17 protein-coding genes are annotated in these 25528 nt (G+C 35.9%); 12 read left to right on the top strand and 5 right to left on the bottom strand.

Annotation, left to right across the window (positions count from 1 at the left end):
- Positions 1-195: 195 nt before the first annotated feature.
- Positions 196-1869 (bottom strand): lysine--tRNA ligase, encoded by a 1674-nt coding sequence (lysS, locus tag ABWU71_RS07360; protein ID WP_353284403.1) that lies wholly within the window; start codon positions 1867-1869, stop codon positions 196-198.
- A gap of 100 nt (positions 1870-1969) precedes the next feature.
- Here lysS and ABWU71_RS07355 point away from each other — a divergent pair, with 100 nt between their 5' ends.
- The 8 genes from ABWU71_RS07355 (at position 1970) to rsmD (ending at position 17557) form a co-directional block, all read left to right on the top strand.
- Positions 1970-2266: a type IV secretion system protein VirB3 gene (locus tag ABWU71_RS07355; protein ID WP_007548615.1), complete on the top strand. Its 297-nt coding sequence runs from the start codon at positions 1970-1972 to the stop codon at positions 2264-2266.
- Positions 2267-2275: 9 nt separating this feature from the next.
- Complete coding sequence (locus tag ABWU71_RS07350; protein WP_353284402.1) at positions 2276-4681, top strand: VirB4 family type IV secretion/conjugal transfer ATPase; 2406 nt, start codon at positions 2276-2278, stop codon at positions 4679-4681.
- Positions 4674-7139 (top strand): type IV secretion system protein, encoded by a 2466-nt coding sequence (locus ABWU71_RS07345; protein WP_353284401.1) that lies wholly within the window; start codon positions 4674-4676, stop codon positions 7137-7139. The genes ABWU71_RS07350 and ABWU71_RS07345 overlap by 8 nt, the downstream gene beginning before the upstream one ends.
- A gap of 33 nt (positions 7140-7172) precedes the next feature.
- Entirely contained in the window at positions 7173-9587 is a 2415-nt protein-coding gene (locus ABWU71_RS07340; RefSeq protein ID WP_353284400.1) for a type IV secretion system protein, read from the top strand.
- On the top strand, positions 9584-12661 hold the full coding sequence (locus ABWU71_RS07335; RefSeq protein ID WP_353284399.1) for a type IV secretion system protein: 3078 nt from the start codon (positions 9584-9586) through the stop codon (positions 12659-12661). The genes ABWU71_RS07340 and ABWU71_RS07335 overlap by 4 nt, the downstream gene beginning before the upstream one ends.
- A gap of 90 nt (positions 12662-12751) precedes the next feature.
- Positions 12752-16267 (top strand): type IV secretion system protein, encoded by a 3516-nt coding sequence (locus tag ABWU71_RS07330; protein ID WP_353284398.1) that lies wholly within the window; start codon positions 12752-12754, stop codon positions 16265-16267.
- Positions 16257-16889 (top strand): hypothetical protein, encoded by a 633-nt coding sequence (locus ABWU71_RS07325; RefSeq protein WP_353284397.1) that lies wholly within the window; start codon positions 16257-16259, stop codon positions 16887-16889. Before ABWU71_RS07330 ends, ABWU71_RS07325 begins: the two co-directional genes overlap by 11 nt.
- A 119-nt stretch (positions 16890-17008) precedes the next feature.
- Positions 17009-17557 carry a 16S rRNA (guanine(966)-N(2))-methyltransferase RsmD gene (gene rsmD / locus ABWU71_RS07320; protein ID WP_353284396.1) on the top strand — a complete coding sequence of 183 codons (549 nt, stop codon included), beginning with the start codon at positions 17009-17011 and terminating at the stop codon, positions 17555-17557.
- A gap of 91 nt (positions 17558-17648) precedes the next feature.
- Here the strand turns inward: rsmD and ABWU71_RS07315 are convergent.
- Positions 17649-18508 (bottom strand): IS630 family transposase gene (locus tag ABWU71_RS07315; protein WP_353284395.1). Its coding sequence is split into 2 segments (ribosomal slippage): positions 17649-18184 and positions 18184-18508, totalling 861 coding nucleotides; the frame shifts between segments, so codons are not numbered across the junction.
- 49 nt (positions 18509-18557) lie between these two features.
- Between ABWU71_RS07315 and ABWU71_RS08115 the strand changes: the two genes are divergently transcribed.
- Positions 18558-18728 (top strand): hypothetical protein, encoded by a 171-nt coding sequence (locus tag ABWU71_RS08115; protein ID WP_410530628.1) that lies wholly within the window; start codon positions 18558-18560, stop codon positions 18726-18728.
- A 40-nt stretch (positions 18729-18768) separates the two neighbouring features.
- Here the strand turns inward: ABWU71_RS08115 and ABWU71_RS07305 are convergent.
- Positions 18769-19628 (bottom strand): IS630 family transposase gene (locus tag ABWU71_RS07305; RefSeq protein WP_353284179.1). Its coding sequence is split into 2 segments (ribosomal slippage): positions 18769-19304 and positions 19304-19628, totalling 861 coding nucleotides; the frame shifts between segments, so codons are not numbered across the junction.
- A 485-nt stretch (positions 19629-20113) separates the two neighbouring features.
- Between ABWU71_RS07305 and ABWU71_RS07300 the strand changes: the two genes are divergently transcribed.
- Positions 20114-21139, top strand: a complete 1026-nt coding sequence (locus ABWU71_RS07300; RefSeq protein WP_353284394.1) for an extracellular solute-binding protein — start codon at positions 20114-20116, stop codon at positions 21137-21139.
- A gap of 33 nt (positions 21140-21172) precedes the next feature.
- Here the strand turns inward: ABWU71_RS07300 and ABWU71_RS07295 are convergent, their stop codons facing one another.
- Together ABWU71_RS07295 and ABWU71_RS07290 are read right to left on the bottom strand one after the other, a co-directional pair.
- Positions 21173-21856: a hypothetical protein gene (locus ABWU71_RS07295; protein WP_353284393.1), complete on the bottom strand. Its 684-nt coding sequence runs from the start codon at positions 21854-21856 to the stop codon at positions 21173-21175.
- A 91-nt stretch (positions 21857-21947) separates the two neighbouring features.
- Positions 21948-22807, bottom strand: a protein-coding gene (locus ABWU71_RS07290) for an IS630 family transposase (protein ID WP_353284392.1) whose coding sequence is annotated in 2 segments (ribosomal slippage) — positions 21948-22483 and positions 22483-22807 — 861 coding nt in all. Because the reading frame shifts where the segments join, the coding sequence is not laid out codon by codon here.
- A gap of 169 nt (positions 22808-22976) precedes the next feature.
- Between ABWU71_RS07290 and ABWU71_RS07285 the strand changes: the two genes are divergently transcribed.
- Together ABWU71_RS07285 and lepB are read left to right on the top strand one after the other, a co-directional pair.
- Positions 22977-23861: an aspartate carbamoyltransferase catalytic subunit gene (locus tag ABWU71_RS07285; protein WP_353284391.1), complete on the top strand. Its 885-nt coding sequence runs from the start codon at positions 22977-22979 to the stop codon at positions 23859-23861.
- A gap of 920 nt (positions 23862-24781) precedes the next feature.
- Complete coding sequence (gene lepB, locus ABWU71_RS07280) at positions 24782-25528, top strand: signal peptidase I (protein ID WP_353284390.1); 747 nt, start codon at positions 24782-24784, stop codon at positions 25526-25528.

Here is a 25528-nt window from a genome sequence, read left to right as displayed (position 1 = left end):
AAATTTTTAAAGACATGCGATGCACGTAGTGCGAAAAATTAAACATGAGACGCCAAATACCCTAAGTTTTTTGTCATTAACCTGCACAGATTGCGAAGATAAATAAATAGCTTCAGTTTCATAATAAGGGGGCTGGCAAAGGGTGTCAAGTAAGTTTTATTAAAACTAAAGAGCTCAAATGAAAGAAGGTAAACTCTAAAGTATACATTTAATAGCGCTTTCTATGAGAGAAATCGTATTATCCATTCCATAAAGCTTTATGAAAGATCCCATTCTTGGACCGGTTTTTTGGCCAAGTAACGTTTCATATAATAGCTGAAACCAGTCACGTAAGTTAGTGTAATCATATTTTTTTCCAATAGAAAATACCTGAGATTGAATTTCTTCAGCAGTAGCAGTTATAGATAGAGAATGTAAAGTGTCCTTCAAATCTAGTAATGCTTCTTTCTCTTTTTCATTTGGAGTTTTATATGATTTTGTTGGCTTGATAAAATTGTGGTAATACTTTACTGCAAAGTCTGAAAGTCTATCAAGCATTTTATTATTTTCTGGTGTAACGTTCGGTGCATAAGAGGATATAAAACCCCATAGGATCTCTTTGTTTTCAGCATTACAAGCCGCTGCTAGGTTTAAAAGTAGTGAGAAATTTATGCCTGAAGTTTCTATACTGGGAACATTGCCCTGGTGGATATGCCAAGCAGGGTTACATAACCTTGTTTCTGATGGCAATTTTGTCGTTAAAGCTTGCTTGCGCTCCTCAAATACATTCGAGTATTCTGCGGTGCTCACCTGCGCTTCTCCTAAAAATTTCTCATCATAATCAGGTTCTGTATGAAATTTACTATTTGTGTTTTCCCCGTTATTCTCATTATAACGCTTAACAAACTCTAGATACTCATCAGTTGATTTTGGTATCACATCAAAATATAAACGTTTAGCTTTTTTAGGACTCTGAAAAATGTACAATGCTAAGCTCTCTGTTGGTGCGTAAGTTAACCACTCTTCAATTGAAATGCCATTTCCTTTTGATTTTGATATTTTCTTTCCTTCTTTATCAAGGAAAAGCTCGTAGCAAAACAGAAGTGGTGGTTTTTCTCCAAGTATTTCACATATTTGACTTGAAAGCACAGCAGATGGAGTTAAATCTTTTCCGTGAGCTTCATAATTTACTCCAAATGCGGCCCACCTCATTCCCCAATCAGGTTTCCACTGCAGTTTACATTTTCCTTTTGTCACTGGAACTTCTATTTTTTCCCCGTTTGGGTTTTCATATGTGATTGTTCCTTTCTCTGTATTTGTTTCAATTACTGGAACTTGTAAAACTTGAGAAGTTTTTGGGCATATTGGCAATAATGGACTATAAGTCTGCTGTCTTTCTTCCCGAAATGATGGAAGCATTACGTCCATCACTTTATCATAATTTTTCAGCAAGAGTAAAAGTTTTTCATCGTAAACGCCAGATTTATAACACTCTGTTGCACTCCTGAACTCGTATTCAAATTCAAACATATCAAGAAATTTACACAACAATGAATTCATATGATGGCCATAACTCTGATGAGTGCCAAATGGATCAGGTATCATAGTCAATGGTTTATTTAAGTGCTCTCTTAGCATCTCTTGATTTGGCACATTATCCGGTATTTTTCGCAAACCATCCATATCATCTGAAACTGCAATGATTTTGGTTTTTATACCAGGAGCTATTTTTTTTAATGCATTTACAATAACTGTAGTGCGGAAAACCTCTCCAAAGGTTCCTATGTGGGGTAAACCAGAGGGTCCATAACCAGTTTCAAATATTATTTCTTTTTTATTAGGAAACTCTTGCAATATTTTTTCTGCTTCTTGAAATGGCCAACTTGTCATTATCGGGATTAAACGATGTATCCTAACTTAAAGTGCTACTAGTTTCAATGGATTTTTAATATAATGATATAGTATTAGTTATTATTAGAAGGTTAAAGATATGTCCACAGGTAGTATACAAACAGATCAATTATTTAAAGGTCTTACAAGACCTGCAATGCTCTTTGGTGTGAGTTATATGTTTGCAATATTAAACGTCCTGATTTGCATGCTAATTTTCATTAATTCAAATGATTTAAGAGTGATTCTCTTAATGTTACCAGGTATACATGGACTTGGTTATATAGCTTCTGCAAAAGAACCGTTGTTTATTGAATTATTTATGGTAAAATTGGGAAAGTGCTCGAAATGTTTAAATCGTTTTTACCATGGAGCTAATTCTTATGATATTGCTTAACGTTGTGTGATGCTGAGGTTTAGGGCTATTCAATCAAAAAATAAATCTACTCTGAACAGGGAAGTTCACGCTGCTGAATTTATTCCTTATTCTTGCTATTGGAATAGCACAACCTTGATGACAAAAGAAAATTGGTTGGTTAAGGTTATAAAATTAAGTGGTTTTGCATTTGAAACCGCCGATGACGAGGATTTAGTCATACAGAACAACATCAGGAATCAGATGCTAAGAAGCATTTCATCTCCGGCATTTAGTTTGTATTTTCATACTATCAGACGTAAGAAAAATATTTTTTCTGATGAATTTGCAAGTCAAGGTTTGCCGAATTTTTTCGCTAATCACGTAAATCTAAAATGGAGAGAAAAACACGCAACAAGGCAATCATTTATTAATGACCTATACATTACGATTATCCGTAGAGCGGACACAAAAGGAGTAGAATTTTTGTCACATCTACTAAAAAAATTCGGACATGTAACTTCAAAACATGCTTGGGAAAGTGATATACGTGCCACGTATGAAGATTTAGAGGAAACGACAAATCGTGTAGTGACAAGCCTTAGAAATTATTCGCCTAAAATTCTTGGAGTAAAAGAAACTCCAGATGGTTTGTTCTGCGAAATAATGGAGTTTCTATCTAGAATCGTAAATTGTGGCTTCGTTACAAATACGCTTTTTCCGCTAAGAACTGAAATATCAAGGTACTTACCAGTACATAGGTTATTCTTTGGCCGTAAGATGATACAGGTTGTGACTCATAATGAGAGTAAATATGCTGGAATAATTAGTATCAAAGAATATGGAAATCATACTTCTGCAGGAATGCTTGATTCGTTTTTACAACTTCCTTACGAGTTTATAATTACGCAATCTTTTCAATTTATAAACAGGCAAATGGCGATTGGAAAAATGCAGATACAGCAAAATCGAATGATACAGTCTGCAGATAAAGCTATTTCTCAAATAGCAGAAATTTCTCAAGCGCTTGATGACGCAATGAGTGGTAAGATTGCGTTTGGTCAACATCACCTGACTATTTTATGTATAGAAAAAAGTCCTAAATCATTGGATAACGCTCTGTCGTTGGTAGAATCAGAGCTTTCTAATTGCGGTGTTTACCCTATACGTGAGAGAGTTAACCTTGAACCAGCATTTTGGGCGCAAATTCCTGGTAATTTCGATTATATAGTGAGAAAAGCTACAATAAGTAGTCTTAATTTGGCTGGATTTGCATCTCAACATAATTATCCTACTGGTAATAAATTCAATAACCACTGGGGAGATGCCGTTACAGTTTTTGACACGACATCTGGTACTCCATTTTTTTTCAACTTTCATATAAGGGATGTTGGACACACTATGATAATTGGCCCAACTGGTGCTGGTAAAACTGTTTTAATGAATTTCCTGTGTGCCCAAGCGATGAAGTTTGCTCCAAGGATATTCTTTTTTGATAAAGATCGCGGTGCAGAGATTTTCTTAAGAGCACTTGGTGGTATCTATACTGTAATAGAACCAAGAACTAAAACAAATTTTAATCCTTTACAACTTGATGACACCTCTGATAATAGAACATTTTTAATGGAGTGGATAAAGTCTTTAATTTCGGTATATAATGATAAATTTACTTCAGAAGATATTGCACGAATTAATGATGCAATTGAAGGAAATTTTAAATTAAGAAAAGAAGACAGATTCTTGAGAAACCTCGTACCGTTTTTAGGGCTTGCAGGTCCTGATACTCTAGCTGGGGCAATATCTATGTGGCATGATAATGGTTCTCATGCTGCAATATTTGACAATAAAGAAGATTTGCTAGATTTTTCACGAGCAAGAGTATTTGGTTTTGAGATGGCTAGCTTGCTCAAAGATCCTGTTGCTCTTGGGCCAGTATTGATTTATCTATTCCATAGAATTAGTATATCTCTTGATGGCACTCCATCTATTATCGTTCTTGATGAGGCATGGGCGTTAATAGATAATCCAGTTTTTGCACCCAAGATAAAAGACTGGTTGAAGGTACTGAGAAAACTAAATGCTTTTGTGATTTTTGCTACTCAGAGTGTTGAGGATGCAAGTAAAAGTACTATTAGCGATACGCTTGTACAACAAACAGCGACACAGATTTTTTTACCAAATCTGAAAGCTACTAGTGTCTATCGGGATGTTTTTATGTTAACTGAACGTGAATATATATTAATTAAGCACACAGATCCAAGTACTAGATTCTTTTTGGTGAAACAGGGAGTTAATGCTGTAGTAGCTAGAATAGACTTAAAAGATCTAGATGATATAATCAACGTATTATCCGGACGTGCAGAAAGTGTTCTATTGTTACACGATATATTAAATGAAGTTGGGGACAACCCAAAAGTATGGTTGCCTATATTTTATCAGAAGGTAAAAAATGTTTAAGACTAAGCTGTCATTGCTATTAATTGCGATATTTTTACTAAATATAGACTTTTTACTCTCATATCCAGTGCTTGCAGATGGAGTAAGTGGTACTGACAAGACGGAATTTGTTAGTAGATTTAATTCTACTGGCAACTTTAGCCGTGCCTCTAACCCTGATTGTGGAGCGTTTAAAACAGCTGCAGCACTTGCTGGAATAGCGATTGCTGTTGGCGCAATATTTACTGGCATTGTCTTAATCATCTCTTCTGCTGGTTTGTTTACCGCTCTTGTTATTGTTGGAATGATAGCTGCAATTGTTGGAGTCTGGAAAGCTATAGGAGGACTTGTTGTTTGTGAACATAGTTTTGTTAAACACCCAGTTGCACGTGACCATGATGGAAAATATAAAAACTTTAAATTAAAAGATACAGATTATAGTGTCTACACAGATAAAAATTATCAAAAAGAAGACGAATATTTTTCTGCATTACAAGGAAAATCAGGAAAAGATGGAAAACAAACAGAAAAAGAGATTTTAGACTCTAACAACTCGGATACTATAAATAACGAATATAAGAATTATTTTTGGCCAAAAAACGGTGTGCAATACAGTGAATATATAGAAGTATGCCATAGAAATCCTTTAACTTTTGGTAATATTTTTGGTGATATAGACTTTGATGTTAGAGAGAAGGACACTGGGTATGTAGATGGGTCATGGTCACCAAGAGTTGATGGTAAGCTAGAGTGTAAAGTTCTCAAAGCAGGACAGAGCGAACCCATACATGGAGCTACATTCAAAGCAGTGAGAAAAACGGGCAGATTATGTGTGGAGTTAGCCAGTGTTAGCATGCTTGGTATCGAAATGACTCCTTGGCCGCAAGGGGTTGATATGGGGTGCACGGAATTGCCACCTGACCCACTTGCTCCTATGTGTGAAAAATCTGTGATGATGTTCAAAGATGGTACAAGGATTGATCTTAACAGCGATGAAAATAAAGATAAAGATTACAAAACGATTATAAGGGAAAAGGAGAAAGAAGGAAAAATTTTTGTAGGTTATAATAATGCTGGCTGTTTTAGCTCGTATGTCTCTGAAGCTTGTTATAACCAGGCAGGGAGTAAATCATTAGCTCCTATTCCCGTAACTTCTATGATAGTGCAATGCATTAAGGAATCGTTAGATAATTTAGTTGCAGGTAAAGGTGCACCAAATGGTGAGAGTTTTATATCTGTAGCACAGAAAAGGCTGAAGAACACTGTAACTGCTGTTTTGGTTCTAGCTTTAGTATTGTTCTCTATAAAAGCCATGTCTGGTGGAGTTCAAAGACCTCAAGAAATGTATATGTTGATCATTAAGTTTGCTTTAGTGATTTACTTCACAACAGGTAGTACCATGTCTCATTATTATGGAGAATTAACTCGTCTCTCAAATGGTTTGTCAGAGATAGTGCTAAAAGCATCATCTGAAAGTAAAGGCATATGTAATTATAAAGCAGGTACAGATTATGAATATACTCGCGCAGGACAGAAGGTATCTTACAGTTATCTTGCACCTTGGGATAGGCTTGATTGTAGAATTTTATTTTATTTAGGTGCCCCTTTAGATGGAATTGGTGGCAAAATTGGTACTGGAGGTGTTGCAACGTTAGCAGTCTTGCTTGGTGCTGCTCCTGTCTTATTAGTTGCAGGTTCGGTAATCGGTATTATTTTTGCTGGTGGACAGATTTTAATAGCTCTTGTTGCTATATTTATGGCCATTTTGCTAATGATGGTTATTTTGTGGCTGTGCTATGTATTTATTTTATCTCTAGTTGCTTTGAGTGTAATCATCATTTTATCACCTTTGTTCATTCCTATGGTTTTATTCCAACACACCAAAGGATATTTTGACGGCTGGGTAAGAGAATTGATCACCTATAGCTTATACCAGGTTATCCTTTTTGCGTTTTTGTCTTTTATGTTTATAGCATGTGATAAAATCTATTATAAAAATTTAAATTTTGAACCGGATAAGTCATATGAAAATAACCAAACAAAACCCTCAGCTAGTAAGAAAAAACAGTGGTTTAAATTGAGAGATGGGGAATGTGATAACAATAAAACTACTCTAGCTTGTATGATGCAAAACTACAGCTTTAAAAAGAGCACTATACTTGGTCTATTTGATTTTACATACATGGAATTTGGCAGCTCTCTCATCGTAGAATTATTAAAATTGTGTCTAGTGTTATTCCTCTTTTACCACTTTTTAAACATTCTTCCTAACATGGCTGCTGAACTTGCTGGTAACCATAGAGCAGCACTTGGCTCAGGTCAGACACCTGGACAAATGGTGGGCAAAGCTTTATCTGCTGCCAAAGCTGCTGCTGGGGGCGTTGCTGGAGTCGCTGCTGCGGCTGTCAAGAAGGCAAGAGGTGGTGCTGGTGGAGGAGGTGGAGATAGTGGTAAAGGTTCCAGCGAAGCTATTAAATAAGGTGGCGGTGATGCTAGTTAAGGTAAGTAACAGATGCTTAAACGTTTAAGTAACCAAAACTTGGGTAAGCTATGCATGAGTTTTGTGGTGCTCTTTTTATTGTCTGGGTGCGGGGAACATCACTGTATTAAGCCAGAAAATTTATCAGGTTTGCGTGGAAAACTAGATATAGTGTCAACAGAGCAAAAATGGGTTGATTCCGGTGTTAATATCTCAGATAGAATAAGAGTAACAGAGATTGATATAGTGCCTAGCAATATTAATTTTTGTCCTAAGCAATATGCAGATTTTGCAATTAGGCCTGGGGGAAATGACGTTACATTACCATTTGCACTTAAGAAAGGCGATACGATAAGCTTTAGTGTTATTGGAAGTAAAATGTGTGAGGGTAAAGGAAATGATACAAAAGTTAGGTATGTGAAAATTGATGAAAAGTGCAGTGAAAAAGAAACGGAATATTTTGCTCATGTTTTAAATCGAGAAGGATGTCAGGGTGAAATATGTCCTAATAAATATATAATAGGCGATGCGCAATGGTTGAATGGAAAAGAGTACTGGGATTCAGATTTTTCAAAGTCAGATCAAGATGAAAAAAGAAAGGGGATTGAAAAGATTGTCAAATCTATAAAACAACAAGGGGAAAACATAGACTGTAGCGGGCTTTCAAGTGATCGGAAAAGCAAAATAGATACGTACCTTTTAAACCTTGCATGTAAAAATACATGTTATTATTCTGGTCAAAATTGTGTTCAGATTGGGTCTAATACTATAGATGGTGGCAGTGTGGCCAGAGACCTTGCTAACGCTTTAGCTGTTGGTAACGATGAAGCAAGTAAAGGAAAAGCTATCGAGGAAGCTGTGGATGGTATAAGAGAAAAGGGAGTAAGTACTTACATTCCATCATTAGTAGTGTCAATGCAGGGAGAAGATTTTGAACGTGTGAGAAACGATGGTATACGCACTAACTATGATCATGAAGTGAAGGGCAATCATCACCAAGGTGAGAATTTAACTTTCACCCTTGGTACTGGAGGCAAAGGTGGTTTCAACATAAGAGTGACGAAGAACCATAGTCTAGAAAATAGCTTGTATATAAGCGTCTCTGACAAACTCCCTGAGCATAAGCCTGGTGAAAATCAAGCGGATATATCTGTAGATATCAGCAAAGTTCATGACATGGAAAACTTGAAAGGAAAATTAAAAGACAAAACAGGCACCATATATTACGGAATAAGAGACCATGGCTGCGATTACAAAAATGAAGGTCAGTTTAGCATTAACCTAACAACTCAAGAGCCACCTACAAGAACTTTTAGTGCAATATATAATTTCTTTGATGAAAAAGTGAAAACTGCATTTTTCGGCTCTAGCTACAAAGATCCTAACGCAATTCACTCTGATACTAGTCCTGTAAAGTCTCTTTACGAAAGTTTTATAAAATCAAGCAGAACAAATACCATTAGATCCACGATAATATCGCTGTTAGTATTATACATAACCTTATATACCCTTTACTACTTTTTTGGTTTAACTCATATTTCTATATATGAGTTTTTAATTATATGCGTAAAGATAGGAATCATCGTCCAGTTGTTGCAGGATAATAGCTGGAACTTTTTTTATAACAACGCATTCTCTATATTTATTAACACTCCAAAACAACTAATAGAAATAGCAAATTTTAGAGGCACTACTTCAAATGTTTTTGAGTTTCTTGATTTACCGCTCAATAGGTTCTTGTCATCGCATTCAGTATTGTTAATAGTATCTCTTATATTTTCTGGTCCTTTGGGCATTGTATCTTTTTGCTTGGTGATTTGGGGTTTAATCACAGTGAGCTTATCTATTTTTAACGCCTTATTTTCTTTTATTACATCTATAGCAATAGTTGCGTTATTACTTTCTTTAACACCTATTTTTATTATTTGTCTTTTATTTGCGTATACTGGGCAGATGTTTCACAACTGGGTTAAAAATTTAGCAAGATTTGCGATTCATCCAGTAGTGCTTTTAATTTTTATATCACTGATAAGCCAGGCTATGGATTATATTGTGTATTCAGTATTTGATTTTGAAGTCTGCTCTACGTGTATACTGAGTATTAACCTAAAGATTTTTAACCCTTGTATCTTCTATGGTTATGCTTCCAAATATACACCTAATATTACCGCTATGATGGCTTTTGTTATTTTGGGACACGCTATGAAAGCTTTAGTTGAAGCTTCTTCGACAATATCTGACTCGTTGTTTGGTGTTTATGTGCAAAACGAACCTGGGAGACAATATCAACAAAGCTTAATGGGAACAGTAGGGTTAGATAAGGAAAGCGTTCAAAACAGAGAAAGAGGAGGTGTTTCTCAACAGTCAGGTACGTCAAGCCGAAGACCTCAAATACCGCAGCAAAGGACTGAGCAAGCAGCTCAAGGGCCTAGAGGAGGCCCATTATGATAAGTAAAAGATCACTATTATTGATACTGTGTCTTGCAATCACTGGTTGTAACATGGATTGTGTCGAACCTGGGTTGCAGAGCAGAAACACCAGCGTTAATGTGGATGTTCCAGTTCATAAAGCCGATAAAATTCATTGGGTTGATTCTGGTCAGGTAATTAGTAAGGGTGAGGAAATCAAATTCACCCTCGATGGATCAGTAAATTTTTGCCCTCTTAAAGAAGACAAAAATCCAAGGGAAGTACTTGTGCCTGCTGTATTTTGTACTGATGGCTCAGAACCAAATTATAGTAAAGCTGCAAATATTAACGATGTGCCTAATAATTATGGCGTTGATGAAAAAGGCGTAAATGAAAACGAATTGTGCGATGGTAAAGGATTTGGCAGCAATAGACGTTATGTGGATACTGGAATTAAAGTAAATCTTGGTGATAAGTTAAGCTTCAGCTTAGTTCCCAGAGAAATAAAAATTGATTACGACAACCCAGAAGGAAAGGGCATCAGCTTTGATGAAAATTGTTATAAAGCTGTAGAAAATGACCGTAAGGAAACTGTATATAAGAAAGCTACAGTGAGTGAAGTACATCAGGGGGGAGAGTTTTTTTGTGATGGTAAAGATGGTACAAAAAATAAAATGCAATTTTTACCTCCTGATAAAACAAAAGCGCAGGAAAGAAAAGCTCTAGTTGGTGAAGTGCTAGTTGGCAATGGGTACACTCCATATGATAATAAGGTACATTTTAATAAAGGTTACATTAAAGACAACGAACCATGGGTATATGGTTCGCTACTTGGTTTACGCCGCGCTAAAATAGGATTGAACGAATTATGTGATGGAAAAAGCTGCGATTTTAACGAGGTGAAAAAGTATAGCTCTTATGAGCTTAACTGTTACTATCAGAACATATGCTATACCGAGAAGGGTATATGGAACTATGGTTCAGGTCAAGCAGGAGAACGGAACTGTGTCTCCTCTATAAGGCATGATAAGTATGATAAAAAAGATAAAGAAAAAAAAAGAGAAAATAAATGTGATATGTATTCTCACCTTAAAGAGGTTGAAGATAGACTTGAGAAGAGTAAGGAAAATAAAGGGGATCCCAAGCAGAGTAACATTATTGATTTTACATCAAACACCAAAGAAAGCACAGCGGATATTTCCTGGGCTGAGGCTCTTGTTGCAAAAATTGGTGACCTTAATAATCAAGATGCTGCTGAAGGTACTCAGTGCCTTCCAAAGGAAAAGGGTGCAAAAGGGGATAATGTGTGTTCACAAATTAAAGATGAATTTGGAGATTTTTCTCTGAGGTTAAATCATGACTATCCAATAGGAAGTGTAACACTTGGTAGTAATGTGATGCTTGCTATTGCAGATTATGGTCACTATGAAGCTAATAGGGGTGGGTACCATGTTAAGGTAACTAGATCATGTGATTTTGACGGTGGTGAAAAATTGTATATGTACTTGGGTGATAACCCGCCAGGTGATCCATCTGCTTCAGAGACTAATGATTTCAAAAAAGTAGAGAACTTAGGTAAAATAACAGAGGATAATGTAAATTATTATATAATAGATGGAGGTCTTTCAACAGATGAATGCAAAGACAAAAGACCTATAACAGATGAATGCAAACCTAAGAAGATATATTTCGGTATCGATGTAAGCAATGTAGAGAAAGGTGACATTACAGACAAGGAGGGCAAATATTACGAAAACAATAAGTATAGTGTAACTTTATTTGTCAAAAGAAAAATTAATGATTTTATTTCATCAACTATAAACAAGGTATTTGGTTTGGCAACAGGAGGATTTAAAAACAGTGTTAGCGATTCATATGAAGGATATAGAAAGGGGCTTCTACAAGGAGTAAGAGCTTTACTTACTCTATACGTTATATTTACTGTCGTTGGCTATATGCTTGGAACAATACAGCTAAGTAAATTTGATTTCATTGTAAGGATGTTCAAGATAGCATTTATAGCTTTTGCCTTTAGCGATAGAAGTTGGGAAATTTTTGGTACAACTTTATCCAGACTTTTTGTAGATGGTAGCACTTATTTAGTTGATAGCTTTTCTGGCTATATAGAGGAAGGGGGGAGAAAATTTGCATTCTTAGACTTAACAGCAGGAGTATTATTCACAACAGAAACTTGGTTAAAGTTTTTATCGTTGATGCTCTCTGGTCCTTTTGGCTTTATTGCATTTTTGGCAATACTCTACGCTACTTTTATGTTCTTAAAATGCATTATTAGCGCTACATTGAAATATGTAATATCTACTGTTTTAGTAGCGTTTTTATTGTCGTTAACACCTTTGTTTATTGTATTTATTCTATTCCAACAGACTAAATCCTTGTTTGATAACTGGATAAAAACGCTGGCTCACGTTGCAGTACAACCAGTCATTTTATTTTCATCTTTATCTCTTTTAAATCAGTTGATGTATTCAGTTCTATACAATCTCACAAATTTTTCTGCATGCTATCAATGTTTAATTAGCGTAAATTTCTTATCGTATGATCTATGCCTGATGAAATCAATACTGCCTCTTGGATACAGTCCTGGCACTAATGTTGATGTTGCATTAAGTACCGGAGAAAGAGCTGGTGGGCACTTTGCAGCGTTGCCCGTAGATCTGATCCAAGCATTTATGTACTTAATTATTGCCGGTGCAATGGAAGCTTTTGTTTCTATATCGGAAACTATGGCACAAGCACTATTCAGCTCTGGTTTTGGGGTTGCTGCCAGTGTTGGTCAAGTTGCTAAGAGCGCATCGCAAGCTATGCTGTCCACCGTTGGCCTTGATGATAAGACCCAAGGTATGATACAGAGTATCAAGCAGAAAATGGGTAAAGATCGGACAGAAGTTGAAGGTACATTGCCTAAAACGCAATCTGAAGTACCAAAGCAATCAGGTAAGCAAGAAAGTTCTGATAAAGAAACGGGGAATAATTCCTGGAGTCCTAAACCTGAAACACTAAAACAATCAGGTCAGCAAAAAGATTTTGATGAAACAATAAGAAGTGGTTCTAGTACTAAAGCTAAAAACAAGGAAGAAAATGGAGAGGAGTAAGATATAAATGATATTATGGAGTAACTAATTAAAAAGATATTTTAAGTAAAGTTTTAGAAATTTATTTCTATATTTGGAAAAAGTTTAGATATGCAATCACGCTTAGGCAAATGTTGGTTTAGGGTATTACTTCTTGCAGCTTATGTGCTGATCACAGGTTGTAGTAGGAACGATATGCCTTTTCCAAGGTGCATATCTGCTGACTATTTTGGTCCTAAACCTATTGCAGTAAGCGCTCATTTTTCAAGCGACCACGATGCGTTTATTCCAGGAGATGGAGAAGTTATTGATCCTGAAACTGGTGAAATTAATTCTGGTTTTCACCATAACCAAGTGGTGAAGTGGGAGGATACCGGACTCGAAACCAATGGAGATAGTTTGGAAGTGCGAGTTAATGGTGCATGGACATCTTGGAGTAATAATAACAAGAAAGAATCTAAAGGCAGTTATGACTTACAAAGCTTGGAGCAGTTAAAATATGCAACTAAATTTGAAGGCAAGTCAGGTGATAATAGTCTACCTGACTTTCACTTAATTTGTAATGATTACAAACCTAGTGCGCCACAGAAAATTTCAAGTAAGTCTAATACAAGTTGCACTGTAAATTGCAAGTGCATTAATGAAGATGATAGCGCAAATACAGTATCACGTGGTGCTCCATGTTGGTTTACCAATGGTCATGGTGCTTATCTTTTGTTTAAAACGGGGAAAGATGATCCTAACGAAAATCTAAAGTTAATGCGCGATCCTCAATATCCTACTGTACATCTAGGTTACAACTCCGTGGCAGAAAATGGGAGCGGTATTTTTACTTTAGACAAAGATAGCACTAAATTAAAGGACAGAAATTGTAACTCGGTAAAATTAGAAAAAGGATGGAAAATATATGTAAAAATATTAGATAGATATTACTTAGATAATGCAGGTGGCTACTCTTTTGAGTTCTCAAATGGAGTGCAGCAGCCAAGTAGTTTTGGGTTTTTTGATTACATTTATAACTATCTAAAATGTGTATTATTGATTAACGAAAATTGCAAAGAACATTTTAATAGCAATGATCCTGCAGTTGCACAAGCTATGTTCGAAAATATAGCTGAAAAAAGTACGAGCTTTCACAATTTTGTTCTTTCCTTGCTTGTTCTATTTGTAATGATTTCATCGCTTCTTTATCTTTTTGGCATGATACGAGAAACTAAGCATGATATGCTCATCAGAATGATGAAAATCACTCTAGTAATAGTGCTTATATCTCCTGGAAGTTTTAGATTTTTCTATGATCATTTTCTTGTTTTATTCGTTAAAGGTCTTGAACAATTGATAAGTGTAATTACTAACTTTGCTCCCAACATGAACACCGGAAGTATTGCTCAAGGAGATGAAGCTAAGTTGTTTAGCTTCATGGAGGACATGTTCAATAAGTTTTTTGCTTATTCTGTTTGGAAAAAGTTTGCAGCGTTTTTACATTACCAAATGTGGGCAAGCCTTCTTATGATACCGGCAATTTTCATAGGGATTGTGCTATACTTCTTGTTGTGCTTGTATGCTTACATAATATTTCTCTCTGGCTTTATGGGTATAGCTTTTCTTATAGCTATTATGCCACTGTTTCTAATTTCTATTTTATTTTCACCGCTGAAAAGTCTATTTGAAGGTTGGATAAAATTCTGCATCAGTTTTTGTTTACAATCGATTATGATATTTACTCTCTTGTCATTGTTGGCTTCAATGATAATGAACACCTTTTATAGGCAGTTAGGTTTTACTGTATGCTACAATAAATGGTTCGAGGTAAAGTTATGTGCTCCAAAATGGGTGTTTGGCGGTTTTTGTATTGTTGATAAGCAGTACTTTGGTTGGACCCCAGGGCAAATTTTCGTACCTTACACTCTTGGAGAAGCTTCTCCGCTGAACGTAGATAAAAACATAGAAGGTATAGAAAAGATAAGCAGAGAAGGTGGTACAATAAAATTTACTGGAGGCGCTGGATATATTCCGCTTCCACCGGATTACCCTAAAGATAAAAATGGTGAACATATAAAAGGGTTTCGTTATATAGATTATCCTTTCTTTAATCCAATGCCTGGAACTAAAGATAATCCAGCAGACCACTATATTGCAGAAAGTGATATGGTAGTTAGTAATGGCTGTAGTGAAAAAGATCTAGTGCGCTTAACAAATAGTTTATCTCATGCGTCAGAGAGGGCTGACATTATATTACTGATCAACAATATAGAGAAAAGGATAGGTGATGTTAGTGAAATAATAAAACGCTACTGTCAAGATATAAATAAATGCAATAGTTATAGGGAAATAATTAATGAAATAAGATCTTTAGTGCGGAGTGCGGTAGAAAAACAAGGTTGTAGAATACTTAAACTTCATGATTTATATAAGGATCCCAACAGTGAATACTGTCAGAAATGTAAAGATTGTGAGGATTGCAAAAATTATCAAGAAAATAGTGATTACCAAAGGGTGCAAGACATACAGAGAGGTTATTTAATCAATGCAGGGGAAATCTTTGTGTTATTCTTGCTTTCATTTTTAATGTTCTCTTTACGCGAGTTCGTACAACAAATGGGCTCAAGTATCGCTGGTGGTGGATTCAGCGTTTACAATATATCTAGTATGTATGGAGCATCGCCTTTGGTTAGCATAATGGAAGGATTCAAACAGCAGTGGCAAAATTTTGCTGGTGGAAAACTAGAGTCTTTAGGCAGTTGGGCTACTCATTTACCGGATAGATTAGCCGGAGGTACAGCTAATCTACTGGGCAGGATACCAAGAGTTGGAGGAGTGCTGAAATACGCTATTGATGTGCCACGTAAATTTGTAGATGCTACTATTGAAGCAACAAAATTTGTGACATCGCCTGAAAATGATGTTGATAAGCTCGAGGAAAAAATCTACAGGGCGTTTGGAGTTGGTAAAGAAGATATTACGCACAGAAGGATCGGTAAATATTTAGATTATTATAAAGGATATGTAGGATCACATTTGGGCTACACAATAGAAGATGCTATGAAGTTTACTTGGGAACATGGCCTTGATTCTATAGGAGTTAGCCGCCGTACAGAAGAAAAAGATGGTTACCAAGGTAATCTGCTCTGTAGAGCAAAATCGCATAGGCAAGATTTCTTGGATAAGCTTCATGATGACACCATAGGACGCAAGAGAGAACCAGAAAAAGACAAGCTTGATCAACCACTAGAAAAAGATAAGCTTGATCAGCCAACAGAAGAAGATAAGCCTGATCAATCAAATAAAGTGACACGAAATTTAGGCACGGAACCAAAAGGCCCAGATGAAATTGATGATTTTGGATCTGCTTTTGAAGGTATGGAAAAACGTGCTGAAAGAGAAGGCAGAAGAAGTCAAAATAAAGTTTACAACCTCTCACCACTTTTTGAAATGAACACTCCAGAAGCTGTAGAAAAGCGTGCTGAAAGAGCTAGAAGAAAAAAAGAAAGAGAAGATCGAGAAGGTGAAGTTTATAATCTTAAGCCTTCATTTAAAGAACCAAAAAATCCAGAAAGGAAATTACCGGAACCAATGAGGAAACCAGATGCAAAAGGAGATGAGAAGAGGATTGAAGATGAAGACTAATAAAAATTTCAAAGGCCTTGATTATTATAAATTGCAGCAAGACGATGATGGCAATATAAAATTAGATAATTATGATGACGTTTTAAATGTGCGTAGGGCGAGAGTAGATCTACTATTAGACAACACACCAGACAACAATATCAACCTCACTAGGTTAAATAAAGCTTTGAGTGAGAAATTTGTAGATAAGCATAGTTTATTGTCTGAATTTGATAAGGAAGACAAAGAGATTGCACAAGAAAGGCTTAAGGTGTTTAGTATTTTAGAAAGCCTTGAAGACCTTGAAAACGTGAAAAGTGAAGATTTATTAGAGGTTAGCTTATTACTATCGGATCTTAGCTTTATAGAGAGAAACGTTGTACTGAATACCGATCAGAATTCTGATCTCACAAAGTTTAAAAGTCTATTTATTGAAAAAAAATCATCTGGTGAAGAGTATAGTGAAGAAGAATGTAGAGGCTTTCTTGATAATATAGATAAAATCAATACTATAATTAAGTTAGAGTTAGAAAGCAGAATTGAAGGGCTAAATCATGATGAAAAAAATGATCATGATGATTTACAAGATGAGATTGGTCAAGCAATTAATGCAGCAGGCAAATCAGAAAAAGATAACGGATGAGTTTTGTGTTTGTGTTTTTCTTACAAGCGATTCGATAGCTTCTCCCTATTAAACTGCTAAAGCCATATTGACATTAATCATATAGTATAAATAATTAATTATTTTGGAGCTTATTTAATATGCTACGCATCATTGCAGGCAAATATCGCGGAAGAAAAATAACTACAGGTAAGCATTTAGCTGCACGGCCAACTATGAGTATTGTCCGAGAAGCAATATTTAATATGCTTTCCTCAAGGAAACCTATTTATAACTTGAATGTACTTGATTTATTTTGCGGAAGAGGCTCTTTTTCATTTGAAGCGCTTTCTCGCGGCGCTAAACATGCATTCATGGTGGATTCAGATTATTACAATTTGCAACTGCCTAAAAAAACAGCAGAAGATTTTGGAATTACGAACAATGTCACGCTAATTTGTTGCAGTGCTAACAAATTGCCACAACCTATTTCAAAATGCGACATAGTTTTTATAGACCCGCCTTACAATAGCAATCTGGTTGAATCAACTTTAGATGGATTAGCTCACTCAGGCTGGTTAAGTGATGATGCATTGATAATTCTAGAGATTAGGAAAAACGAAGATTTTGAGTGCAATAAAAACTTCAGTATAATCTTGGAACGTACCTACGGTATAGCAAGAATAATTTTTCTTTCTCTATTAACTTAAACTTGCATATACTTTTCATTGATGGGTTTCAGTTCTATTTTTGTCAAGCTTCCGGAGAAATTATAGCATTTCTCATAATAGTCCGAACAGGTCATAGGAAGGCAGAATCAACAGCACGACGAAAGGATTCGAATAGAGGAATGTTTTTCCTAGCTCTGTTTTTTATAGCAAACCAATGATGCTCAATTTTGTTGAAATCTGGAGAATACGGCGGCAGATACAAAATTTCTGCACCAACTCCTCTAGCAAGCTCGATAATCTTACCAGACTTATGAAAAGTAGCATTGTCAAGAATGACAGTCTGTCCAGGTTCCAAGATCGGTGTCAAAAATTGCTCAAACCATCCATTAAAAACATCTATATTACAGTGGCCTTCAAAGGTTAATGGAGCAACTATCTTTCTTCTACTTAAGGCTGCAACCATACTGATTCGTTGAGTTTTCTTTCCAGATTTTAGGCCATAAAACCGCTGTCCTTTCTGGCAATACCCATATGGATAGTCCTCTGTGTTATCAATGCCAGACTCATCTATATAAACTAAGTTTTCTGGTTCTTTTGTTGCTATAATTTTTAAGAATTCAGCACGTTTTTCTTCGTTTCTTTCCTTGTATCCATATGTCTTTTTTTGCGCGTAAATCCAATTTTTCTGAGAGCTCGGTGGATCGTTTGGATACTAACGTTGCCCCAAAGTTTAGCCATTTCCGACAGAGTCTTTCCTCCGTTTTCTCTGGCAAATTTAGCAAAGGCATCCCAGTCGGTGATTTTGTGATTGTAACCTCCATTTCCAAGTTTTTTTGATTGAAAGTCTCCTGTTTCTTTTCTTCTTTGCTGCCACTCCCATAAAGTAGCTCGTCCAATTTTAAATCTTGCTGCCACTGTTTCTCTGCTTCCTCCCTCCTCTAGCGCTTCCATTGCTTTTTTCCTTAAGTCATAACTATATGCTGCTGGCACTCAACCTCCTTATCATCGTCTATCCTTATCTTATCACATCCGGACTTCTATGAAAAGAGCTATAAACCGAGCCTTTCCTTTAATTCAGCGTTCTCTATCTTTAAAGCTTTATTTTCTGCTTTTAAGTTTTCTATCTCTGCTTCCAGTTTTTCTATTTTTTGCTGTAAATTTTTGCAAAGTTCTAAAAGGTTTACCACATTACCTCACTTTTGCTCTATGATTATCTTTATTATAGCATTTCTCATAATAGTCCGAACAGGTCATAGGAAGGCAGAATCAACAGCACGACGAAAGGATTCGAATAGAGGAATGTTTTTCCTAGCTCTGTTTTTTATAGCAAACCAATGATGCTCAATTTTGTTGAAATCTGGAGAATACGGCGGCAGATACAAAATTTCTGCACCAACTCCTCTAGCAAGCTCGATAATCTTACCAGACTTATGAAAAGTAGCATTGTCAAGAATGACAGTCTGTCCAGGTTCCAAGATCGGTGTCAAAAATTGCTCAAACCATCCATTAAAAACATCCATATTACAGTGGCCTTCAAAGGTTAATGGAGCAACTATCTTTCTTCTACTTAAGGCTGCAACCATACTGATTCGTTGAGTTTTCTTCCCAGATTTTAGGCCATAAAACCGCTGTCCTTTCTGGCAATACCCATATGGATAGTCCTCTGTGTTATCAATGCCAGACTCATCTATATAAACTAAGTTTTCTGGTTCTTTTGTTGCTATAATTTTTAAGAATTCAGCACGTTTTTCTTTGTTTCTTTCCTTGTATCCATATGTCTTTTTTTGCGCGTAAATCCAATTTTTCTGAGAGCTCGGTGGATCGTTTGGATACTAACGTTGCCCCAAAGTTTAGCCATTTCCGACAGAGTCTTTCCTCCGTTTTCTCTGGCAAATTTAGCAAAGGCATCCCAGTCGGTGATTTTGTGATTGTAACCTCCATTTCCAAGTTTTTTTGATTGAAAGTCTCCTGTTTCTTTTCTTCTTTGCTGCCACTCCCATAAAGTAGTTCGTCCAATTTTAAATCTTGCTGCCACTGTTTCTCTGCTTCCTCCCTCCTCTAGCGCTTCCATTGCTTTTTTCCTTAAGTCATAACTATATGCTGCTGGCACTCAACCTCCTTATCATCGTCTATCCTTATCTTATCACATCCGGACTTCTATGAAAAGAGCTATATCTTGCTTTGTCTACCTTATTCTACCACTCCGCTGAACGGATACAATTTACTAAACAGAAAAAAAGGCAAAAGAAACCCTAGGGTAGCTAGTTATTCACTATCCATTTTTTAAGTTGGCGTTTTTTAATGTTTTAAATATCGCATTTCAGCTTATATCAGGTAAAAACCTAGAAATTTTATAAAGACATAAGGTGCACATAGTGCAAAAAATTAAGCATGATTTACGCCAAATACATTAAGTTTTTTGTCATTAATCCACTGCAGAGATTGCGAAGTTAAATGAAATAGCTCCACTGTCATGATAAGGGGGCTGGCGAAGGGTTTCAAGTAAGTTTTTATGACTTATCTAACGAATTTTACACTTGCTAAAGTTGCACCATCTTGGTATCTCTAGCTGAAAGAAGTTATTTTTTATCCAATATGAAAAAAGCTTTTATATTCACATCCTTAATAGCAGTTGTATTAATAGTCATTACTTATTTATACAGAAACGACGGAACTAATGACTCACAAGTGGTAAATGTCTATTCATCGCGCAAAGAAGAATTAGTACGTACTTTATTTGATGAATTCACGGAAAATACAGGCATTAAAGTACGTTACATCATTGATGATTATTCTCAGCTACTTTCACGAATAGAAAACGGTGGTGAAGCTGACTTATTTTTGACTGCTGATGCAGTGAACTTAATTCTAGCAAAAAAAAGAGGGCTTTTATCTCAAGTAGATTCAGAGGTTTTAAAAAGTGTTATACCTGCAAGATTTAGAGACAGTGAAGATTATTGGTTTGGTCTTACAAAAAGAACTAGGATATTGGTTTACAATAAAGAGTCAGTAGACCCTAAGGACTTAAGTACTTATGAAGATTTAGCAAATGAAAAATGGAAAGGAAAAATATTAGTGCGTTCTTCTACAAGTCCATATAACAGATCGTTAATTGCTTTTATGATTGCAAATAATGGTTTTGAAAAGACGAAAGAATGGGTAAGCGGAATTGTGAGCAATATGGCAAGAAAACCAAGTGGTGGTGATACTGACCAAATTTACGCCGTAGCAGCTGGTGAGGGAGATGTTGCAATAGTAAACAGCTACTACTTTGCGAGAATTCTTTCATCAGAAAATAAAAAGAATGTTGCAGACAAGCTAGGGGCTTTTTTTCCTAATCGCAACGATCACGGTGTAATGGTAAACATCAGTGGTGCAGCAGTAACAAAAAACGCAAAAAACAGGGAAAATGCTATAGTCTTATTGGAATTTTTAGTAAGCAAGCAGGCTCAAGAGTTATACGCTAAAAAAAACCAAGAATATCCTATTATTGAAGGCGTTGAAACTTCCGATATACTAAAATCTTGGGGAAATTATTCACAAAGTGATTTGCCTCTAAGTGAACTTGAGAAGCATCTTTTTGAGGCTGTTATGATAGCGGATGAGTGTAAGTGGAAATAATCCCCAGTGCCACTAAACATTGGGATGAAAGATTTATGCTAACTTTTTACAGCATTTTGCCCTTGACTCGCTGAATCTTTTCTGTTTTGCAGTTTGTTCACCAACAATTAGTTTTGAGCTGCTTGGAGAAGAATTTCTTTTTTCTGCTTTGGTTGTACTATCAACTTCAGGAGAATAGACAGGATTATCAAATTCATGTGTTGGCCCGTCTTTTTTTTCCTCAACTCCTTTCTCAGAGCCTCTCACCTTATCTACTACCGATTTTCCTGCATCTAGGGTTTTATCTTTTGCCCAACTTAGTGCATCATAACCTGCATCTAACACCTTTTCTGCCCCTTGAATAAGCTTACCATTTGACACAGCGTCAACAGCTACAAGACCTCCAGCAATTGCAGCACCAATTGGTCCACCAAACAAAAAGCCAATTGCAATAGCACAAACTCTAAACAAGAATTTCTTTAAACGACCTGGTTTTGCACTCTCTTTTTTACTTTCCTTATCATTAGATTTATCAGGTCCATTATCGAATTTGGAAGCAGGATTTTCAGTTCTATTATTCTGTCTATAATTACCATACGCTAGAGCTCCAACAACTGTACCAACAATGGGACCAGCAATTGGAATAGCAAAAGCAGCAGCTGTGAGCGCTATTCTCCATGGCACATAATTTAGTATTTTGCTCCCCAAGCTAGTTTTCTCATCTTTTTTTGCAACCATTTTCAACCTCACTTACTATTAATATACTAGCCATAATAAAAGCAGAGTACTAATTATCAGTTATAGCATTTCTCATAATAGTCCGAACAGGTCATAGGAAGGCAGAATCAACAGCACGACGAAAGGATTCGAATAGAGGAATGTTTTTCCTAGCTCTGTTTTTTATAGCAAACCAATGATGCTCAATTTTGTTGAAATCTGGAGAATACGGCGGCAGATACAAAATTTCTGCACCAACTCCTCTAGCAAGCTCGATAATCTTACCAGACTTATGAAAAGTAGCATTGTCAAGAATGACAGTCTGTCCAGGTTCCAAGATCGGTGTCAAAAATTGCTCAAACCATCCATTAAAAACATCCATATTACAGTGGCCTTCAAAGGTTAATGGAGCAACTATCTTTCTTCTACTTAAGGCTGCAACCATACTGATTCGTTGAGTTTTCTTTCCAGATTTTAGGCCATAAAACCGCTGTCCTTTCTGGCAATACCCATATGGATAGTCCTCTGTGTTATCAATGCCAGACTCATCTATATAAACTAAGTTTTCTGGTTCTTTTGTTGCTATAATTTTTAAGAATTCAGCACGTTTTTCTTCGTTTCTTTCCTTGTATCCATATGTCTTTTTTTGCGCGTAAATCCAATTTTTCTGAGAGCTCGGTGGATCGTTTGGATACTAACGTTGCCCCAAAGTTTAGCCATTTCCGACAGAGTCTTTCCTCCGTTTTCTCTGGCAAATCTAGCAAAGGCATCCCAGTCGGTAATTTTGTGATTGTAACCTCCATTTCCAAGTTTTTTTGATTGAAAGTCTCCTGTTTCTTTTCTTCTTTGCTGCCACTCCCATAAAGTAGTTCGTCCAATTTTAAATCTTGCTGCCACTGTTTCTCTGCTTCCTCCCTCCTCTAGCGCTTCCATTGCTTTTTTCCTTAAGTCATAACTATATGCTGCTGGCACTCAACCTCCTTATCATCGTCTATCCTTATCTTATCACATCCGGACTTCTATGAAAAGAGCTATAATACCAGTTTTTATTTTATGCAATGTTGTTGCAAATAGGTTCATTGAAAAAAGGTAATAAGAAAGTAGAATAGGTTGGACAACAATTGCATGTTAAAAGGAAATTATGAATAACAGAAGGAATTTGTTAAACATCTCAGACCTTACAGTCGATGATGTAGAAAATATAACTAAGTTGGCCAACCAGTACCTTAAAAAAGAAGCTGCAAATAGTCATATCTTGGAAAATAAGACAGTAATAAATTTATTCTTTGAAGATTCAACGCGTACACTTGCGTCTTTTGAAATAGCAGCAAAAAGCCTTGGAGCAAATGTTGTAACTTTGCCAATAAGATCTTCTTCTATTAACAAGGGAGAAAATCTAAAAGACATGATCAAAACATTAAATGCAATGAATCCTGATTACATAATAATCAGGCATAAAAGTAGTGGTATCATTAATACACTGGCAAAGTATGTTAGCTGCTCGCTAATCAATGCAGGCGATGGAAGCAGTGAACATCCAACTCAAGCTCTTGCAGATTATCTTGTAATCATCAATCATAAAAAGCAAATAAAGGACCTTAAAGTTGTAATATGTGGAGATATTCTGCACAGTAGAGTTGCAAGATCAAATATAAGATTGCTAAAAATGTTTGGAGCAGAGATAAACTTGGTTGCACCACCAACTTTGATTTGTAAGCATTTTCCTGAAGTAGATTCAGTCCATTATTCATTAATTGAAGGTATAAAGGATGCTGACGTAATTATACTTTTGAGGCTGCAGAAAGAGCGCATGAATAATAGTTCTTCAGAGAAAGAATATTTTTATTTGTATGGACTTGATTCACAAAAGCTATCATACGCAAAACCAGATGCGATTGTTATGCACCCAGGGCCAATAAATAGAGGGATTGAGATTAGCAGTGATGTAGCAGATTGTGTTATTTTACAGCAAGTAGAATTCGGATTGGCAATACGTAAGGCAGTGCTGCACTATTATAGATATTAAAAAATGCTACACAACTAATGCGAAAGAAGGGTTTTTTCATGAAATGACGAGAATGGCCACTAAGATGTTAAGGCTGAGGATATGATGTGGAATTTTTTACGAAAGCCTGAAGTCAATCAACAACCTTGCAGAACGGCAAATTAGACGGCTATCGTAAAAACAGCTTTTTCACCTGGTCAGAATGTGGGGAAAGGTTCGTGAAAAGAATGTTGTCGATATTTTTGACATCACGTCTCAATGGCCAAAATCCCTTCCAAAAGTTACGACTGCTTAGTTCTTTATTCATTCTCACAATCCGTGAACGGTTACAACCTGGATTCCAGTGGGCTTTGTTGCATCGCTAGCTATGATGGATTAAAGATAAAAAAGATAGCGAATATCAGTAGCTTATTATTCTGGTATTTATAACAAGAACGGTCAATGAATACCTAAATTTGAGTAAAAGAAATTTCACTACCATTTACCAATCCGGCTAAAATTCAAGAATTTCAATGCTTTAGCTATTTTCAATAGAATTAAATTTATTAATATAAATAACAAATTACTATTCTTAAATTTGATCAGATTGATTGCAAAAAAACAAGATTTTCAATAGGTTGCTTATAATCCTAACTATAGTTAGCCTTTCATAAGTAGCGATGCAACAAAGCCATTCCAGTGTCAGCTACTTTCATAACACCACATTACCTTAACAAAAGCAAATGTTCGTACAGATGTGCATCAGCTACTTTCATCTGCCACCTGCAAATTGCAATGTTCGTACAGTTATGTGTCACGCTACTTGGATGACACCGTTGAAAGAAATGAACCGCCTTTTCAAAATTGTTTTGAATAGAGGAATAACATTCACAAGTAAAATTTCATATTACCATTTTTTAATTTACGTATTATAATAAGCTTAATTTATAAGAAAAACAAAGTTGGAAGAACTAAGCAAAAACTGGGTGACAAGAACGGGAAGATTTTTATCTTCATTGTTTTTTTTACTGTTGATTGCGCTATCAATACGTAGTTTTTTATTCGAGCCATTTCATATACCTTCTGGTTCAATGAAAAGCACCTTACTTGAAGGGGACTACGTTTTTACTAGTAAATATTCATACGGTTACAGTAAACACTCCTTTCCATTTTCTCCAAACATTTTTAGCGGCAGGATTTTTTATACCCCTCCAAAGCGTGGTGAAATAATAGTTTTCAAACCTACGAGAAACGACAGTATCAGGTTTGTTAAGCGAGTAATAGGAACACCGGGCGACAAAGTGCAAATGATAGAGGGGGAATTGTATCTCAATGATCAGAAAGTAGAGCGAAGGCAAATTGAAAGTTTTTTTGATTATGAGTCAAATCGTAACATACCAAGATATATAGAAACGCTTTTAAGTGGCAAGGAACATGAGATTTTGGTAGATAACATTTCTAATAAGCTATCATATAACACTCCAGTTTATTATGTACCTAACGATCAATTTTTTGTTATGGGAGACAATAGAAATAATTCTTTGGATAGCAGGTTTCCTGAAGTTGGTTTTGTACCAATGGAAAATATCATTGGGCGTGTAAGCATAGTTGGTTTATCATTTAAATTAGGAAAGGTCGATTGGTTACCATTTAATTTCAGGTTACCTGTTGCTTTGAGGTTAAATAGGGTATTGCACAAGGTTGTGTAA

It is taken from the genome of Wolbachia endosymbiont (group A) of Lasioglossum fulvicorne (genome assembly GCF_964028605.1).
GTDB lineage: Bacteria > Pseudomonadota > Alphaproteobacteria > Rickettsiales > Anaplasmataceae > Wolbachia.
This window is presented reverse-complemented; position numbering and strand designations above follow the sequence as displayed.